General features: G+C 56.2%; 13 protein-coding genes and 3 pseudogenes. 5 read left to right on the forward strand and 11 right to left on the reverse strand.

The annotated features are described in order from the left end of the window. Positions 1–2: 2 nt before the first annotated feature. On the reverse strand, positions 3–380 hold the full coding sequence (sufA, locus tag QLG03_RS00325; protein WP_004143232.1) for a Fe-S cluster assembly scaffold SufA: 378 nt from the start codon (positions 378–380) through the stop codon (positions 3–5). A 515-nt stretch (positions 381–895) separates the two neighbouring features. Between sufA and QLG03_RS00330 the strand changes: the two are divergent. Further along, positions 896–1,095: pseudogene (locus tag QLG03_RS00330) on the forward strand (SOS response-associated peptidase family protein); the annotation flags it as partial. A gap of 286 nt (positions 1,096–1,381) precedes the next feature. On the opposite strand, the gene iolE reads toward QLG03_RS00330, so the two are convergent. From iolE to QLG03_RS00350, 4 genes are all read right to left on the reverse strand, one after another. Then, the gene (gene iolE / locus QLG03_RS00335) at positions 1,382–2,278 is read right to left on the reverse strand and encodes a myo-inosose-2 dehydratase (protein ID WP_255988027.1); all 897 of its coding nucleotides are present in this window, start codon (positions 2,276–2,278) and stop codon (positions 1,382–1,384) included. A gap of 78 nt (positions 2,279–2,356) precedes the next feature. Then, positions 2,357–3,136: a TIM barrel protein gene (locus QLG03_RS00340; RefSeq protein WP_255987832.1), complete on the reverse strand. Its 780-nt coding sequence runs from the start codon at positions 3,134–3,136 to the stop codon at positions 2,357–2,359. A 10-nt stretch (positions 3,137–3,146) separates the two neighbouring features. Continuing rightward, entirely contained in the window at positions 3,147–4,154 is a 1,008-nt protein-coding gene (locus QLG03_RS00345; protein WP_023290082.1) for a Gfo/Idh/MocA family oxidoreductase, read from the reverse strand. 32 nt (positions 4,155–4,186) lie between these two features. Next, positions 4,187–5,638: a sugar porter family MFS transporter gene (locus QLG03_RS00350; RefSeq protein WP_101866327.1), complete on the reverse strand. Its 1,452-nt coding sequence runs from the start codon at positions 5,636–5,638 to the stop codon at positions 4,187–4,189. A gap of 203 nt (positions 5,639–5,841) precedes the next feature. Between QLG03_RS00350 and QLG03_RS00355 the strand changes: the two genes are divergently transcribed. Beyond that, a complete protein-coding gene (locus QLG03_RS00355) occupies positions 5,842–7,830 on the forward strand; it encodes a sigma 54-interacting transcriptional regulator (protein WP_085550991.1) in 1,989 nt (662 codons plus the stop codon). Between the two features lie 32 nt (positions 7,831–7,862). Here the strand turns inward: QLG03_RS00355 and QLG03_RS00360 are convergent. Next, positions 7,863–8,180 (reverse strand): annotated as a pseudogene (locus QLG03_RS00360) (DUF4113 domain-containing protein); the annotation flags it as partial. 326 nt (positions 8,181–8,506) lie between these two features. Then, positions 8,507–8,704 carry a hypothetical protein gene (locus QLG03_RS00365; protein WP_004203090.1) on the reverse strand — a complete coding sequence of 66 codons (198 nt, stop codon included), beginning with the start codon at positions 8,702–8,704 and terminating at the stop codon, positions 8,507–8,509. Here QLG03_RS00365 and QLG03_RS00370 point away from each other — a divergent pair. Beyond that, positions 8,703–8,792, forward strand: a pseudogene (locus QLG03_RS00370) (hypothetical protein); the annotation flags it as partial. The gene QLG03_RS00365 and the pseudogene QLG03_RS00370 sit on opposite strands and share 2 nt — an antisense overlap. A gap of 290 nt (positions 8,793–9,082) precedes the next feature. Continuing rightward, positions 9,083–10,267 carry an FMN-dependent L-lactate dehydrogenase LldD gene (gene lldD / locus QLG03_RS00375; RefSeq protein WP_048297731.1) on the forward strand — a complete coding sequence of 395 codons (1,185 nt, stop codon included), beginning with the start codon at positions 9,083–9,085 and terminating at the stop codon, positions 10,265–10,267. Between the two features lie 49 nt (positions 10,268–10,316). Here the strand turns inward: lldD and QLG03_RS00380 are convergent, their stop codons facing one another. The 4 genes from QLG03_RS00380 to QLG03_RS00395 all read right to left on the reverse strand — a co-directional run bounded on the left by QLG03_RS00380 (position 10,317) and on the right by QLG03_RS00395 (position 16,306). After that, complete coding sequence (locus tag QLG03_RS00380; RefSeq protein ID WP_255987837.1) at positions 10,317–13,418, reverse strand: efflux RND transporter permease subunit; 3,102 nt, start codon at positions 13,416–13,418, stop codon at positions 10,317–10,319. After that, a complete protein-coding gene (locus QLG03_RS00385; protein WP_112201453.1) occupies positions 13,415–14,524 on the reverse strand; it encodes an efflux RND transporter periplasmic adaptor subunit in 1,110 nt (369 codons plus the stop codon). Before QLG03_RS00385 ends, QLG03_RS00380 begins: the two co-directional genes overlap by 4 nt. 74 nt (positions 14,525–14,598) lie before the next feature. Then, the gene (locus tag QLG03_RS00390) at positions 14,599–15,213 is read right to left on the reverse strand and encodes a TetR/AcrR family transcriptional regulator (protein WP_065805468.1); all 615 of its coding nucleotides are present in this window, start codon (positions 15,211–15,213) and stop codon (positions 14,599–14,601) included. 97 nt (positions 15,214–15,310) lie between these two features. Further along, positions 15,311–16,306 (reverse strand): NAD-dependent epimerase/dehydratase family protein, encoded by a 996-nt coding sequence (locus tag QLG03_RS00395; RefSeq protein WP_101996953.1) that lies wholly within the window; start codon positions 16,304–16,306, stop codon positions 15,311–15,313. A 96-nt stretch (positions 16,307–16,402) separates the two neighbouring features. On the opposite strand from QLG03_RS00395, the gene QLG03_RS00400 reads away from it, so the two are divergent. Beyond that, positions 16,403–17,314, forward strand: coding sequence for a LysR family transcriptional regulator (locus tag QLG03_RS00400; protein WP_023290091.1), 912 nt, complete (start codon positions 16,403–16,405; stop codon positions 17,312–17,314). Positions 17,315–17,325: the final 11 nt, after the last annotated feature.

The raw sequence follows: 17,325 nt of genomic DNA on the forward strand, positions 1-17,325 counted from the left end.
AGTTACTCCGCCTGCACCCCAAAACTTTCGCCGCAGCCGCACTCGTGCTGCGCTTTCGGGTTATGAAATTTAAAGATTTCATTTAAACCTTCCCGGACGTAATCCAGCTCCGTGCCGTCAATGAACGGCATCGCCTGCAGCGGCGCAAACAGCTTCGCCCCGTCAGATTCAAAGAGCAGATCGTCGGGCGCCGGCTCGGCAATCATTTCGAGCACATAGCCAAAACCGGCGCAGCCGCTGGTTTTGATACCCAGCCGTAGCCCCTTTTTGTCCGGCTGCTTACGCATCAGATCGCGAATATGCGCGGCAGCGGCCGGCGTCATGGTCAGTCCCTGCCAGCTGAAATCGGCGGGATTAAAGGTTCCTGCTTGTACTTCCATCGATAGACCTCCAGGTTGGCGCCATCAAGGCATACCGCCATGTTAGTGATAATGATTATCACTTCAACCCTTCTGCAGCAGGGGTATTGCCTCATTTAGCGCTTTTTATAAGCATAGACCCTTGCCCGGGGATTATCAGGGTACGCAAGTCGAACCTAATCATATGATTTATAATATGTTATTCTGATATTGTTCTGTTACCGCACGCAATGGCAAAGATGTATCGAAAATACCGATTTATGAGATAGGAGATGAAAAAAACCGCCTTTCAGTGACTTAGCGGATATTCAATGAGTTACACTATTACACAGACGGACGTTCAAGGCCGTGAATGGACATTCTGGTGTCCCCAAATGTGTCCCCATCAACTCTGCTGCCCCCGTTATGCCCCGAAAAACAGCCTGATTGACGCCCACTTTTTTTCTACCGGGGATGTGATTCCGTCATAAACCACTGCTGTACTGTCCGACTCTATTCCAACATCTATACTTTCAGTCTGAAGACTGGAGGTAACCATGCACGGACGCTTTGCTCAATCACAAACCCGTGAAGAATATCTTGCATACCTGGCGGATGAAGCCGAGCGCGACATTGCATACGACCTGAGCCGATTGGGCGTTACAACGTGGCGCCGGGGACTAAAGTTTTGCTCGTGAACGAACGCGATGAACAGCTGCACCTCGATCCGGTCCAATGGGGTTACGCGCCAGGATGGTAGGATAAAGAGCCCACTAACCCAGCCTGGAAAGAGAACGTAGAGATTGTTAGCGCCCTCAGGGATCAGGAAACAGATAAAGCGGCAGCATTACTTTCCCGAGATCTGAGCGACAGTCGTAAGCGTTTTCTGGAATCAATTAATTCAACCCGTCGCAGCCTCCGGGTCAGTGGGATCGTTATTACAAACTAGTCGGTTCAACATAATGAAATACGGGTGGGTGTGGCCAAAGGTCAAAAAAGGCGCTCAACGAGCGCCAAAAACCTACAGCAAACCTGTTCAAATGCTAAATACCCAGCTCGCTTTTAACCCATGCGCGCGCTTTTTTTACTGTCTCTAAAGGTGGTGCTTTTTCAGGATCCTGTTCGGCTTCTATGATAATCCAGCCTTCGTAGGTTGAGTTTTTAAGAAAATGAATAACCGGAGCGTAATTAACTATCCCCTCGCCTGGCACAGTAAAAAGACCGGCTCTTACTGCATCATTGAAGCTCAGGTTATTGTTAATGACGTTATCGAGTACTTCACCACGAACATCTTTTAGATGGACATGTGCCACACGGTTGCCATACTTTTCAAGTACCCATTCGATATCTACGCCTGCCGCGGTTGCATGCCCACAGTCCAGGACGATGCCGACTAAGTCATGAGTCGCTTTCAGGAAGGCTTTCAGCTCATCGTCGGTTTCAACAACCATCATCAAATGGTGATGATAAGCCAGACGTAAACCATAGTTCTTCAATAAAGAGACGGCCAACTTATTCACTTTTTCTGCGTACTGAGGCAGATTAATATGTCCTAAGGCAGGAGATTTCGACAGGGGCTCATCGAGTGGCGTGAGTCCGGGCATTGCGCCGCACTCACCATATACCATGACTTTTGCACCCAGTGATTTCAATAACATGGCATGATCGCGTACCGCTGCTAACTCATCCTCAAAACTTCGTTCAGCCATCAGGCCATTATACCAACCAGAGGCAAGCTTAAGCTTAGCTTGATTCAGTAATGCCTCAAGTGTGTCGATGGATCGCGGAAACTTTCGGCCAAGTTCAATTCCTTTGTAGCCAGCCACCGCCGCTTCTGCCAGACAGGTTTCCAGTGGGATGTCGCCACCGAGATCTTCGAGTACATCGTTAGTCCAGGAGAGCGGGCTAACGCCAACATGAATACGTGTTGATACGTTCATCATTCTATCCTTTACAATAAATGCATCGCTTCCTTAGCTTAGAAACGATGCAAAATGAGCGCTTAAGGATGTTAACTCTTATAGCGTGAACGCTTCGCGGAAGGCTTCAAGTGCGACGACGGAATCACCCGATGCCCAACCTTCCATCGCGACCACGCCTTGATAGTTAATCCCTTTCAATGCACGGGCTACAGCCTTATAGTTGATCTCACCGGTACCCGGCTCTTTACGGCCCGGAACATCGGCAACCTGAATTTCACCGATATGTTTCTCACATTTGCGGATAAGCTCGACCAGGTTACCTTCACCGATCTGCGCGTGATAAATATCCAGATTCATTTTCAGGTATGGGCTGTTCACTGCGCTCACCAGGGCCATAGTATCCTCTGCTTTAGCGAAAGGTGTTCCCGGATGATCAACGGCGGTATTCAGGTTTTCCAAAGTGAATACCTTGCCTGTTTTCTCCCCCATAGCTGCAAGGGCATCCAGCGTCTTTTTCGCTTTCAGCCACATTTCACCCGTTACAATTTCAACTGGTTTCACCGGGCGACCAACATTGTTCAGTCCTGTGCCGTGCAAGTTGAGAGACGGGCAGCCAAGGCGGCGAGCGGCCTCGAGTGACTGACTGGCGCTGGAAAGCAGGTGATCAATTGCTTCATCATCGGTCAGGTTGCCAGAGATGTAGCCTGTCATTGAGGTAAAGCGGGCACCGGTTTTCACCAGCGCATCAATATCTTTTTGGGTCCAGTCCCAAATCTCCACGCCAAATCCCATAGCGTGAATGCGTTCAACGCGCTCAATGAATGGCAGATCAAGGAATACCATTTCAGCGCAGACCGACAGTGAGTAAGTAGACATATTTTAATCCTTAGAGCTTAATCGGCTGAGACTGTTGAACAGATGCGATACATGCCAGCGCGACTTCCAATGCATTACGTGCATCTTCACCGGATGCTTTCGGCGTGGCGCCCGTTGCAACGCAATGTACGAAGTCGGTCACTTCTGCAACATAGGCATCATGAAGTAGGTCAGTATCACGACGTGCTGTGTCAATAGAGATACCGTCAGCGGTGTAACGCACGCAGTTGTTCACATTGATATTTCCTGCCTGTAACATACCTTTACTACCGAAAACCTCACCACGAACGTCATAGCCATACACTGCCTGGAAGTTAGCTTCAGCAGTGGCGAACGCACCATTGTCGAAGCAAATATTCACGACTGCGGTGTCCAGCAGGCCACGATCTTTAAAATCGGGCCGCACTAATGCATCGGCAACCGCATAAACACGGGTGGGTTTCGCGCCCGGATTAAGGTGCAGCAGGATGTCAAAATCGTGGATCAGTGTTTCAAGGAAAATGGTCCAGTGCGGGATTGGCGTTGGATCCCCCAGACCGGGGTCGCGAGTCGTTGAACGCAACAGTTGTGGTACGCCAATTTTACCCGCTTTTATCTCTTCATACGCTGTAGCAAAACCACTAGCAAATCGACGGTTGAAACCTACCTGTAGAGCAACTCCGGCTGTTTTAGCCGCATTAATGGCTTTATCTGCATCTTCCAGGGTGACTGCCATTGGCTTCTCACAAAATACACCTTTACCCGCTTTGGCTGCGGCGACGACCAGTTCAGCGTGGGTACGTGCCGGAGAAGCGATCACAACGGCATCGATTTCAGGATCGTTCAGCAGATCTTGCGGATCCGTATACGATTTTTTTGCTCCCAGTCTGGCGGCTAATTTTTCTGCTGCGCCCGGAACCGGATCGGCAACGGCAATCAGAGTTGCGCCTGGTACACGTTGAGCAACAGTTTCACCATGAAAACTGCCCATACGACCTGCGCCAATAAGACCGATGCGTACAATGTTTTTAACTGACATCTCATTCTCCTTAGATATAGGGTATTGGTTAATTATTTTTGCGAAACAGATTTTGGCGTGACGAGCATCTCCTGCTCGCCGCCAAACCGACGGGATTTTGAAAGCATTAACGGTTCGATATGTTCCAGCGAAACACCCTTGGTTTCCGGCAGAAAACGGCCAACAAACCAGAAAGCGATAATGCTGAATCCGCTGCATAACAGCAGAGGGAATGCCCCATGGAAATGCTCCATTAATACAGAATTGCGGTTCATCATCGGGAAGCTCTGAGTAACGATGAAGTTCGAAATCCACAGGGAGCAAAACGCATAACCCATGGCAACGGCCCGCATGCGATTAGGGAAGATCTCAGATATCAGTAACCAGGCTCCGAGGCTCCAGGACATACCAAACACAAAAATAAATCCGACTAAGCCGACGACCGGGAGATACCCTTTTGCTTCACTCATAAAGGCCCATGAGGTGAATAACAGGAAGGCAGCACAGCCCAATGCCCCCCAGCGTAGCAACGGGATTCGTCCGACGCGGTCAAAGGCCACCAGCGCAATGCTCACTCCAGCCAATAGTGCGAGGCCAAGGAAAATACTCTGAAAGAGGGAATCCTGTGTGTTTCCGGTAACGTTTTGTAGAAGTGAAGGCGCAAAGTACATCAGGATATTGATGCCGGAGACCTGCTGTAAGACGGCGATAGCGCAGCCTATCCACAGGATGTAAGACGATTTTTTATCCCGCAGAATGCCATGAGATGTTGGTGTACTCTGCAAAGCAGAATCGGTGGCGATGGAGATACGAATATCAGCATATAAGCGCTCGGCATGTCCTGGGTTGGACAGCGAGGTCAGTACCTTCAGTGACTTTTCTCTCTGGTTGCGCATCGCATACCAGCGTGGCGATTCTGGCATAAAGAAAGCCATCACAAGGAATAGCACGCAGGGAATGAGTGCAGATGCCAGCATCCAACGCCAGCCCATAGACACGACCCATTCATGCGCCATTCCTCTGGCAATCAGGTAATTTACGATGTAAACAACTAATTGACCGCCTACCATCAGCATCTGCTGCATTCCCAGCATCCGACCACGAAGGTCTTTCGGGGATACTTCCGCGATATAGAGAGGGGTAACAGCTGATGCCATACCCACGGCCAATCCGCCAATCATACGGTAGATAACAAACCAGGTGAGATCATTGGCTAATGCCGACCCGATAGCGGAAATGGTGAACAGAATAGCTGTGACGATCAAGGTTACTTTGCGGCCAAAACGGTCTGTGAAGCGTCCGACCCCCCAGGCACCCGCAATACAACCCAGAATGACGTTTGAAACTGCCCATCCGCTTTCCGCTGGTGAGAGTGACAAATGTTCAGTAAGCGGATCTATGACGCCAGAAATAACGGAAGCATCGTAACCGAGTATGATCCCGCTAATAGATGCAATGGCACATATGAATATGAGGTAAGGCACGTTGTGCTTTCGTGTAGACATTTCATTTTACTCCATATTGATTTTTCTAGTTTATGTCTTTGTAGGGAGACACTGTTCTAATAGCAACAGATGTGCCAAATCGTATCTCGATGTTTCATAAAGAAATAAAAATAGATAACGATCACAATATGTTCATAAAAAAGACACAATGACACAACATGTATATAGAATGAACATATTAAAATTTACAGAGAATGAAATAGATGAGCCAAAGCATCAGTGATATCTGGGATGAAGAATGCGAGCGGATTGCCCGGCTTAACCATGAACAAGGTTTTGCTCAGTACACCGATGAACTGGATAGAGCCTGGGCAGAGTTCGAAAAGGGGGAAAAACCTAAAGGATTACGCTCTGTTGTTCATGCATCATGGCTACGAAGCCATACCAATGGCATAGATGCGCATCACTTCGAATATCAATTTTGCGAACAGGGGGAACTGCGCCGAATAATGGCGAGAAATTCACTACTGATTTCCATCGCTCGTGAAATCATGCGTAACTTGCTGGCCTACAACCCTGATGGACATATCAACCTGACAGATGCTAACGGAGTGACCCTACATTATTGCGGCCAGGACTTGACGCCGATCGGTAGTATTCTTTGCGAAACGGTACAAGGTACAAACTGTACTGGACGTTGTCTCAAAGAGAACCGGCTGGTCTATTTGCTGAGCGCTGAGAACTATAAAGAAGCGCTACGCGTACGAGGTAAACATTGCGCGGCAGCTCCCATCAGAGATGAAAACGGTGGAATGCTTGGCATTCTGACCCTTACTGCTGATCCTGGTTGTTTCCATTACCATACGTTAGGCACAGTTCAGGCTGCCGCAGAAGCGATATCTCAGCAACTTATTCTGCGTCGGTTGGTAAACGAGCAGGAGTCGGTGATGGAGTCACTTAATGAAGGGGTTTTGGTTATCAGCGAGTTGGGGGTGATTCGTCAGTTAAATTGTTATGCCCGTAAGGTATTAGGTATTCAGGAAGATGTCCTTTTTCGCGATGTTGACGAAGTATTATGCCCAGATGGCTGTTCAGTTAAAGCATTACCAGCCAGTAAAGACCGTAATATTACGTTCTGCCCCGTATCTGATTCTCGTATTTCATGTGTGATCTCTGTAGTCATCACGCCTGAAGGTGGTCGAGTGATTTCGATGCGTGACAACCGACGCGTACGCGACATGGCTCATCGTGTTATTGGTAGTACCGCCATCTACAACTTCGATATGATCCTCGGTGAGTCACGTGTGATGCAGGATACACGCAATAAGGCCCGAAGCGTCGGGCGAAGCGATAGTACTGTTCTCCTGACTGGAGAAAGCGGAACAGGAAAAGAGCTTTTTGCTCAGTCAATTCATAACGGTAGTCATCGTAATTCAGGACCTTTTCTCGCGGTTAACTGTGGTGCTATTCCTCGAGATCTCGTGCAGAGTGAATTATTTGGCTATGAGGATGGTGCATATACTGGTTCAAAGCGAGGTGGTGCAGCGGGGAAATTCGAGCTTGCTGATGGTGGTACACTATTTCTGGACGAAATAGGCGATATGCCACTTGAAGCGCAGGCTAGCCTTTTGAGAGTATTGCAAGAAGGTGAAGTGATGCGTATAGGCGGCAAGCGTCCGATGAAGGTTAACGTCAGAATTATTGCTGCAACCAATCGGGATCTAAAAAAAGATATCGAACATGGTTCCTTCCGCCGTGACCTCTATTTTCGTCTTAATGTTATTAGCTTGCCTATTCCACCATTAAGAGCAAGAAAAGAAGATCTTAGAGAACTAGTAGAATGGTTTTGCGAAAAAATCAGTCGAGCATTCAATCGAAACTGCGTGAAATTTTCAGATTCAGCCCTTAGTCATATGGAAAACTACGACTGGCCAGGTAATGTTAGAGAACTGGAGAACATCGTCGAACGAACAATAAACCTCACAGAAGCTGAGGTAATAAATGATAAAGACTTACCCGATGAATTACAGAATTCTGTCTGTAATGCTTTGGCTGTTCATGATGGACGCACAAAAAACTATAATCTTAAGGATAGTGAAAAAATGATCATTGAACGCTGTCTGATAGAGAAAAAAGGTAATCTGCGACAGGTTGCTATCGCACTTAATCTTTCACGTGGAGCACTTTACAATAAATTAAAGCGCTACGATATTGAGGCAAATGAATATCGAAAACTCAATCCTGAGTGCTAAATAATAATTCTAATTTTAGAGGGCACATTAACTCATCTCACTTTAAGTAAATCGGCAAATCTTGTCGTATATCGAGGCGAGAGCATTTCTCGCTTCATCTGCCAGGCAGCCTGGATCCCCTGTTCTGCAAAATACAGCGTTCCCCTTCCGTCCTTTGCATTGAGTTGGGCGAGAACTTTCATCAGTTTCTCGCTGTTCCTCCGTGGAGCGTTATCATCGAAGAGGTTAAGTTGCGCTACGCCTTGGCTGTAGAATTCCCCAAGCATAACGCCTGCTTTCTGATAGCGATGCCCGTCTCGCCAGACTGCATCGAGGCATTTCGTCGCCGCGGTAATTATGTCCCGGCTATCCATATCGCATGCGCTATCGATTAATCCTGAAGCTTTTCATTCACCGTTGCCATTTGCACCCCCCGGGTTACTCAGTCCGCCGGCCAGCGCGACTTGCTGATTTCGCAGCTCGTCGATTACCTCTTCGGGCTTCGCATCTGGTGACGGCGTCACTAAGCGGCCATGCGCGCTGAACAGGCGCTGGCCTGCGGAATGAGAAAGCGTGAGAAGAAAGCGTCAAGGCGCGACGCTTTCGGCAGGGGCGGTCGCGGCCTGGCGGGGACGTGGCCGCGATCGGGGGGATGTAAACCGCGATGAAACGGGTAGTCAGGAAGGCTATCGGTTGGCTAGGTCCCTTTTCTCACCAGGCGGGCGGCCTGGACAAAGACCTCATCCTCCACCCCATCCCCCTTCTGTCTGCCCAGCCGCACCAGCTCATCCACGATACTCCCCTGATTAATCTGCTTTTGGGTCGCCACTAAGCTAATGACCGCCGCGCCGATAGCCATGCCAATCAATGCCGTTTGTTCATCTTTATCTTTCATGGTGTCGCTCCGTCTGTCCTCATCAGAAAGGCTAGCAAAAGATAGCCACTGCTCCATTTCAAATTCACTTTCTTTACGCCTGCTGGAAAAGGCAGGCGCCGAGTTGACCACGCTTCCTTGCTATGGCGATAGCGCATAACGCTGTCGCACCACGTCGGGTCTTTTATTTGGCCGAATTCACGCGTCGCGGAAATAAATAAAAATAACGCGCGTGCCTGAGGCAAAAAAAAGAAATAACTCATTAAGCGACAAATCCAGATTATTCCATTAGGGAATGGCTGAGATGCTAATATTTCATTTCCCCAACGATTTTAAGAAGCCTATAGTTTTTTTGCCTGCAGAACATCCACTTAGGTTAAAAGACATAAGGATATAATTATGATTGTTTCAGCCCCCAGCGATTATCGCGAAGCCGCTCGTCGCCGTCTGCCCCGTTTCCTTTTTGACTATATTGACGGTGGCGCGGTGGCGGAAAATACCATGAACGCCAATGCCGCCGAGCTCGCCTCGGTCGCTCTTCGCCAGCGCGTGCTGTGCGGGGCGGGTGAACCGACGCTGGCCACCACCATCCTTGATGCCCCATGGGCGATGCCCGTGGCGCTGGGGCCGGTCGGCGCCACCGGCATGTATGCCCGCCGCGGCGAAGTCCAGGCGGCCCGCGCCGCCTCCCGCGCCGGGATCCCTTACACGCTGTCCACCGTGTCGGTCTGCTCCATTGAGGAGGTGGCGAGCCACGCCAGCGGCGCGCTCTGGTCCCAGCTGTACGTCCTGAAAGATCGCGGCTACATGCGTAACGCGCTGGAGCGCGCCTGGGCCGCCGGCATGAAAACCCTGGTGTTCACTGTCGATATGCCGATCCCCGGCTCACGGTATCGGGACAACCGCTCAGGAATGTCCGGGCCGCACGCCACCTTGCGACAGTATCTTCAGGCCTGCACCCACCCGCGCTGGGCAATGAACGTCGGCCTGGCGGGCAGGCCCCTGTCGTTCGGTAATATCGAAGCCTATACCGGCCACAAAATGACCATGGACGACTATATGGGGTTCATCAGCAACAACTTCGACCCGTCCATCGCCTGGCACGATCTGGAGTGGATCCGCGACAGCTGGCCAGGAAAGCTGATCATCAAAGGGATCCTTGATGCCGAGGATGCGCGCAATGCCGTGCGGCTGGGCGCCGACGGCATTGTGGTCTCCAATCACGGCGGCAGACAGCTCGATGGCGCCATCCCCACCGCCCGGGCGCTGCCGCGGGTGGCGGAGGCAGTCGGCGACGATCTGACGGTCCTTGCCGACTCCGGAGTGCGCTCCGGCGTGGACGTTATTCGCCTGCTCGCCCTCGGCGCGAAGGGGGTCCTGCTTGGTCGGGCCTATATTTATGCCCTGGCCGCCGCGGGCGAAGCGGGCGTGGCGCACCTGCTGCGCTTATTTGCCGAGGATATGAAGGTCACCATGACCCTCACCGGCGCCACCTCCCCCTCGGCCATCAGCCTCGATTGCCTCGACCGGCTGGAAAAAGATCAACAGCGCAGCCGTGCGGTCCCGGTATCCTTATCTGCCTGACGCAGCCCGGGGCCGGGCCTGACCGCGTGCCTTGGCCCGGCAAACGAAATTACCCCTGAGGGCCCAGCGCCGGCCGTTGCGCTGCGTCAGCCGGGCGCTCCGGGCGGATGCGGAACCAGATCGCATACATGGCCGGCAGGAAGATAAGGGTCATGATGGTTCCCCCCAGCGTCCCGCCAATCAGCGTATAGGCGAGCGTCCCCCAGAAAACCGAATGCGTCAGCGGAATGAACGCCAGGATCGCCGCCAGCGCGGTCAGCAGAACCGGGCGGGCTCGCTGCACCGTCGCCTCCACCACCGCGTGGAACGGATCGAGCCCCGCCTGCTGGTTATGGTGGATTTGACCAATCAGGATCAGCGTATTTCGCATCAGGATCCCCGACAGGGCGATCAGGCCCACAAGGGCATTGATGCCAAACGGCTGATTGAACAGCAGCAGCGTCGGCACCACGCCAATCAGCCCCAGCGGGGCGGTCAGGAAGACCATGACCATCGCCGACAGGGAGCGCACCTGCAGGATAATGATCAGCAGCGTGAGGGCGATCATGATCGGAAATAACGGCACCATCGCCCGGGTGGCTTTGCCGGACTCCTCGATTGACCCCGCCGTCTCGATGCGATACCCCGGCGGCAGGGAGTCGATAATGGGCTGCAGCGACGTCATCAGCGCGGTGGAGACATCCGGCGGCTGCAGGTTATCCGCGACATCGCCCCGGACGGTAATGGTCGGCGTGCGGTCGCGACGACGGAGCAGGGGTTCTTCCATCCTGATCTCGACTTCACCGATCTGCGACAAGGGAACTCGCTGCCCGTCGCTGCCCACCAGGGTGAAATCGGCGATTTTCGCCGGATCCAGACGGATATCCCCCGCCGCGCGGCCGATGACCTGCACGGCGCGAATATCTTCCCGGACGGTGGTGATGGGGATCCCTGACAGCAGGAACTGCAGCTGCCGGGCGACGGCCTGGGAGCTGAGCCCACTCGCCTGCAGCCGGTCCTGATTGAGGCTGAAATGCATCACCGGCACGCGCGAACCCCAGTCGCTATTGACGGTGCGCATCAGCGGACTGGCCTGCAGCACCGATTTCACCCGATCGGCGATGTCGCGCAGGGTATGCGGATCGGGCCCCATCACCCGCCAGGCGACCGGATACGGCGAATAAGGACCAAAAACCAGCTGCGTGACGCGCACCCGCGCCTGCGGCGCCAGGCCATTGGCCACCGCCTCCCGCAGCCGCAGCTTAAGCGCCTCGCGAGAGGCCGGACCGTCGGTCAATACCACCAGTTTGGCAAAGGAGGGGTCCGGCAACTCCGGGGCCATCGCCAGGTAAAAGCGCGGCGCGCCCTGGCCGATATAGCTGGTGACAATCTTCGCCTCCGGCTGCTGCTGCAGCCAGCGCTCAATATTCGCCGTCGCGGCGCTGGTCTGAATAATCGACGACCCGTAAGGCATCTGCACCTCAACCAGCACTTCCGGGCGATCGGAGGTGGGGAAAAACTGCTTTTTCACCACGCTCATTCCCAGTAACGCCACCATAAACAGCACCACCACCCCGGCGGCCACGCGCCATTTGCGGGCGATAACCCGGGTCAGCAGCCGGCGAAAGCGCTGATAGCGTGGGGTGTCGTACAGCGCGGCGTGGCCCGCCGCCGCGGACTTCCTCTCCGGCAGCAGGTGCACGCCCAGCCAGGGGGTAAAAATCACCGCCACAATCCAGGAGGCAATCAGCGCGATACCGACGATCCAGAACACATTGCTGGCATACTCCCCGGCGGTGGATTGCGCAAACCCGTTGGGCATAAAGCCCACCGCCGTCACCAGGGTGCCGGCCAGCATCGGCGCCGCGGTATGGCTCCAGGCATAAGCCGAGGCTTTGAGGCGGTCATACCCCTCCTCCATTTTGACCACCATCATTTCGATGGCGATAATGGCATCATCCACCAGCAGTCCCAGGGCGAGGATCAGCGACCCGAGGGTGATGCGGTCGAAGTTTTTGCCGGTAGCCGCCATCACCACAAACACTACGGCCAGGGTGAGCGGCACCGCCGCCGCGACCACCACCCCCACGCGCCATCCCATGCTGACAAAGCACACCGCCATCACCACCAGCAGGGCGACAAAGAATTTGATCATGAACTCATCGACCGCGGCGCTGATATTCACCGACTGATCGGTCACTTTCGTCAACGACATGCCGAGCGGCAGGCTCTGATTGATGCTGGCCGTTTCGGCGTCCAGCGCTTTCCCCAGCGCCAGGCCATTCCAGCCCTCGCGCATCACCACGCCGAGCAGCAGCGCCGGTTCGCCCTGATTGCGGATCAGGAAGGTGGCGGGATCTTCATACCCCCGCTCAACCGTGGCGACATCGGCGAGCTTCAGCGTTCTGCCCCCGGCAATTATCGGCGTGTCGCGGATCTGCTGCAGGCGGTCGAACGCCCCGTCGAGGCGGATAAAGATCTGCCCGCCGCGGGTCTCGATAGCCCCGGCCGCGGTCAGCACATTCTGACTGTTCAGCGCGGCAAAAATCGCCTCCGGCGAGAGCCCCAGGGTGGCGAGACGGTCATGAGAAAACGAGAGATAAATGCGCTCCGCCTGTTCGCCGAGAATATTCACTTTTTTCACCCCGGGAACATGCAGCAGCTGCTGGCGCAGGGTTTCGGCGTCACGCACCAGCTGCCGGGGCGGCTCTCCCCGCGCCTTCAGCGCAAAAAGGGCAAAGGTGACATCGGCGAATTCGTCATTCATCATCGGACCGGAGACGCCGGCAGGCAGGTTTTTCGCCTCATCGCCCAGCTTCTTGCGCGCCTGATAAAACTGCTCCGGCACCTCGGAAGGCGGGGTCTGATCCTGCAGCGATAAGGTGATCAACGCCATCCCGGGGCGGGTATAGGTCTCGGTGCGATCGTACCACTTCAGCTCCTGGAGCCGTTTCTCCAGCGGCTCGGCGACCTGATCCTGCATCTCCTGCGCGGTGGCGCCCGGCCAGACGGTGATGACCGTCATTTGCTTGACCGTGAAGGGCGGATCTTCCGCCCGCCCGAGCCCGAAGAAGGCCACCAGCCCGGCGACCGAAATAAGGATAATCAAAAACAGGGTCACCGACCGCTCGCGGACGGCCAGCGCGGAGAGATTAAAACGTCCGTCGCTCATGGCTGGCTCCCGGCGGCAGTATGCTCGCGTCGTTCCGCCAGCCGCACCGCCTCGCCCTGGTGCAGAAGATGGGCGCCCAGAGCGACGATCGGCTCCCCCGGCTTCAGCGGACCGGTCACTCGCGCCGTTTCATCATTCAGGCCGACCACCGTCACCGGTTGCCAGGAGACGGTGGCCGGGCGGGAGGCAACGCGCCAGACGCCAGGGCCGTTGCCCGGATCGTAGACCGACGCCAGGGGCACCTCCAGCACCTCGCCTGGTCCCTGGTCGTTGCCGATGCGCAGGGTTACGGTAGACCCCAGCGGGGCGTTCGCCAGCGCGCCGTTCAGCACATAGCGCGCTTCAAAGGTGCGGGTAGCAGTGTCAGCTGCGTCCGAAAGCAGGCGCAGGGTTGCGGTGACCGGCTGAGATTCGCTGCCATAGCGTGTCGCCAGGGCCTCGCTGCCGACCGCCGGGCGCAGCGTCTCCGGAAGCTGCACCCGCGCTTCGCGCTGCCCCGCTCGCGCCAGGCGGATCACCACCTGCCCGGCGCTGACCACCTGCCCCGGCTCGGCGAGCGTTTCCACCACCACGCCGTCAGCATCCGCCAGCAGTCCGGCATAGCCGGTGGCGTTTTGCGCCACGTTTGCCTGCGCCTGGGCCGCGCTGAGGTCGGCTCTCGCCGCCTCTGCCGCCGCGTTGAACTGATCGAACTCCGCCGCCGAGACGGCGCCGCTGGCCACCAGGCCGCGATAGCGGGCCAGATCGTTAGCCGCCTTTTTGGCTCGTGCCCGCGCGGCGTCGACCGCCCGCTGTTGGGACTGCGCCTGCAGGGCAAGATCAGCCGGATCGAGGCGCAACAGCAGTTGACCGCGCCGGACGCTCTGCCCGGTCTCTACCAGCCGTTCAAGGACTTTTCCCGCCACCCTGAAGCCGAGGTCGCTTTGGGTACGAGCCACCACCACGCCGGTAAAGGCTCGCGAGCTGGCCTCCGCGCGCTCGACGGTGGCCACCCGCACCAGCGGCGGCCGCGTGCGGGGATCGTCATGGTCGGCAGGTTCGCCGCAGCCCGTGAGGGCCAACGGCAGGAGGCAGACGGCAAAATGGACGGCGTTGAGCCTGAGCATGGGTCACCTTAATGAAAAGACCGGTTGGTGAGCGCATTCTCAGACGAGTGACCAATAAAGTCAATAGTCACTAATCAGGGGGAGAGACTTCTCAGGATCAGGGAGGCAAGCAGCACCGCCGCGGTAGGCGCGGTGTCGAGATTGTATTGCAGCTGCACCGGGTTGATGAAAGGACACATCACCATATAGACCGCCAGGGTCGCCTCATCCAGCGGAGTTTTGCGCTCGAACTCGCCCGCCTGGCGGCCTTCGACAAGAATTTGACCAATCAGCTGCTGCAGATGACCGGCATACTGCTCCGTTGAGGGCCATTTATCGCGCGCCGCGACGGCGGCGATGTCGTACAGTTTGCGATCCTCGAAAAACAGTTCACTGCCGGCCTCGGTCAGCGCCCGGAAGAGGCGGCGCAGCTTTTCACTGGCGGAGGGGGCATCGGCGATGGCCTCGCTGACGGCCACCATGATCTTCTCCAGCCGGCTGGCGCAGATTGCCTCGCCAATCGCCTGCTTGGAGTCGAAAAACTTGTAGATATAGGCTTTGGAAAAGCCTATTGCTTTGGCGAGATCGGTGACCGTGGTCTTTTCATAGCCATAGCGACTAAAGTGCGCCATGGCCGCGTCAAGAATCTGGTCGCGAACGCTGTGGTCAAGGGGGCCACGGCTTGCTGGGGTGGAGGTATTTTTCGTCATCCGTTTAGCTTAATGCGATCGCTATCGTTTGACAACGAGTGACGTTATTATGATTTGGTCACAATAACGCCCCGCCCTGATCCTCTCTCTCGCCGCGTTACGCCTCACGCGCCTCATTATTTATCGCGCCGGCGGGCAGACAGCCCAGGCCTTGCAGCGTCATATGTACGGCACGATCGAGTGGGGTATGCGGCTCCGCGCCTAAAAAGGCCACCAGCTTATCGTTGCGCAGGCGTACCGGCAGACGCCAGAGATAGTGCATCTCGACCATTTCGCGCAAGGTGGCGTTGAAGGGCGCCGCCAGCTTCACCAGCCACCAGGGAAAGGACTTTACTACCGCCCTGCCGCCATAGCGGGCGACCACCCGCTGGATCGCCTGGCTCATTTCGCTGCCGTCCGGGTCCCAGTGGCCCTGCATATGGAAGCGGGCAAACGGCTCAAGCTCATGCCTGCGGGCCAGCAGCGCGGCGATGGTGGCGGCGACGTCGGGCAGCCAGGCCCACTGATGCCCCACGCCGATCGCCCCCGGGCGGCGAATGACGCCGGGAAGCTGACCGGGCTTGATCAGCCCCTGGGAAAACCAGCTATTCCCGGCGCGCGGACCAAAAAAATCCCCCGCCCGGACAATCAACGCCCGGCCGCCGCGCTGCACATAATCCTCCAGCGCCTGCTCCATCTCCACCCGGATAGCGCCTTTGCGGGTCACCGGTTGTTGTGCGGCCTCTTCCGCAATCAGCGGAAAGGCATCCGGTCCATAGTTATAGACCGTGCCGGGCAGGACAACTAACGCCCGCTGCTGTTCGGCGGCCTGCAGGGTGTTGCGCAGCATAGGCAGTACCTGTTGCCGCCAGTGCCTGTAGCCAGGCGGATTGACCGCATGGACGATCACGTCGCAACCGGCAGCCGCCGCCGCCACCTGCCCGGCATCCAGCGCGTCACCGGCTATCCACTGCATCCCCTCTCCGGGATCGCGCACCTGGGCGCCGCGCTTCAGCGCCCGAACCTGCCAGTTGTCCGCCGCCAGCCGGCGGGCCACTTCCCCGCCGATGCCCCCGCTTGCTCCCAGAATAAGGACCTTGCCGCTGCTGTTCATCGTCTTTCCCCGTTCGCTAATGGATGCTTGACAGCCTACCTGCCGCTCATATCAAATGAAATTGCATATCATCATCGAGCGGCTATACATTTTTGTATGAATACCTCTATTCCCTGGGAGTGGTACCGAACCTTTCTCGCCGTCCTGCAGGAAGGCTCTTTATCGGGCGCATCGCGCACTTTGAACATCACCCAGCCGACGGCGGGGCGCCATATCGCCGGGCTGGAAGCCGCCCTCGGCCAGGCCTTATTTACCCGTTCGCAGACCGGCCTGCTGGCGACCGACGCGGCGCTGGCGCTGCGGGTGCACGCCGAGGCGATGGCCAACACCGCCCGGGCGCTGGCACGCACGGCGGCCAACTTTAGTCGCGACAGAACCGATCTGCGTGGCGTGGTGCGCGTGGCCGCCAGCGAGGTGGTCGGCGCCGAGGTGCTGCCGCCGCTGATTGCCCGGCTCAGGCAGGCGTGCCCGAATATCGTCATCGAACTGATGCTCTCCAATCGGTTTCAGGATCTGCTTCACCGGGAGGCGGATATCGCGGTGCGGATGGTCGCTCCGCAGCAGGAGCAGCTTATCGCGCGGCGTCTCGGCAGGATCGAGCTCGGGCTGCATGCCGCCGATGCCTATCTGACCCGCCGGGGTCGGCCCGCTACGCCTGAGGAGCTTGACGGTCACGCGCTGATTGGTTTCGACAGCGCCACGCCCCTCGTTCGCCGGGCGCTTGAGCGCTACCCCCGTTTCCAGCGCGAGGCGTTCGCGATGCGCACCGATAGCGACCTCGCCCAGCTGAGCCTGATCCGCGCCGGGGCGGGGATCGGCATCTGCCAGGCGCCCCTTGCCGACGGCATCATTCCCCTGCGGCGAGTGCTGGCGGCCGACTTTTCTCTGTATCTCGAGACCTGGCTGGTGATGCATGAGGACCTGCGCCATAGCCCCGCCTGTAAGCGAGTATTTGATTTCCTCGCCGAGGGGTTGCAGGCGTATATTCGCGGCCCACTGGCGCGCTGAGCCACCCGCCA

The organism is Klebsiella sp. V115_8 (assembly GCF_029967715.1).
Classification (GTDB): Bacteria; Pseudomonadota; Gammaproteobacteria; order Enterobacterales; family Enterobacteriaceae; genus Klebsiella; species Klebsiella quasipneumoniae.

Bases quoted from the DNA above. Each gene is read 5' to 3' on its own strand.
- sufA (WP_004143232.1), bottom strand. From the start codon at position 380: ATGGAAGTACAAGCAGGAACCTTTAATCCCGCCGATTTCAGCTGGCAG.
- iolE (WP_255988027.1), bottom strand. From the start codon at position 2,278: ATGAACGTATCAACACGTATTCATGTTGGCGTTAGCCCGCTCTCCTGG.
- QLG03_RS00340 (WP_255987832.1), bottom strand. From the start codon at position 3,136: ATGTCTACTTACTCACTGTCGGTCTGCGCTGAAATGGTATTCCTTGAT.
- QLG03_RS00345 (WP_023290082.1), bottom strand. From the start codon at position 4,154: ATGTCAGTTAAAAACATTGTACGCATCGGTCTTATTGGCGCAGGTCGT.
- QLG03_RS00350 (WP_101866327.1), bottom strand. From the start codon at position 5,638: ATGTCTACACGAAAGCACAACGTGCCTTACCTCATATTCATATGTGCC.
- QLG03_RS00355 (WP_085550991.1), top strand. From the start codon at position 5,842: ATGAGCCAAAGCATCAGTGATATCTGGGATGAAGAATGCGAGCGGATT.
- QLG03_RS00365 (WP_004203090.1), bottom strand. From the start codon at position 8,704: ATGAAAGATAAAGATGAACAAACGGCATTGATTGGCATGGCTATCGGC.
- lldD (WP_048297731.1), top strand. From the start codon at position 9,083: ATGATTGTTTCAGCCCCCAGCGATTATCGCGAAGCCGCTCGTCGCCGT.
- QLG03_RS00380 (WP_255987837.1), bottom strand. From the start codon at position 13,418: ATGAGCGACGGACGTTTTAATCTCTCCGCGCTGGCCGTCCGCGAGCGG.
- QLG03_RS00385 (WP_112201453.1), bottom strand. From the start codon at position 14,524: ATGCTCAGGCTCAACGCCGTCCATTTTGCCGTCTGCCTCCTGCCGTTG.
- QLG03_RS00390 (WP_065805468.1), bottom strand. From the start codon at position 15,213: ATGACGAAAAATACCTCCACCCCAGCAAGCCGTGGCCCCCTTGACCAC.
- QLG03_RS00395 (WP_101996953.1), bottom strand. From the start codon at position 16,306: ATGAACAGCAGCGGCAAGGTCCTTATTCTGGGAGCAAGCGGGGGCATC.
- QLG03_RS00400 (WP_023290091.1), top strand. From the start codon at position 16,403: ATGAATACCTCTATTCCCTGGGAGTGGTACCGAACCTTTCTCGCCGTC.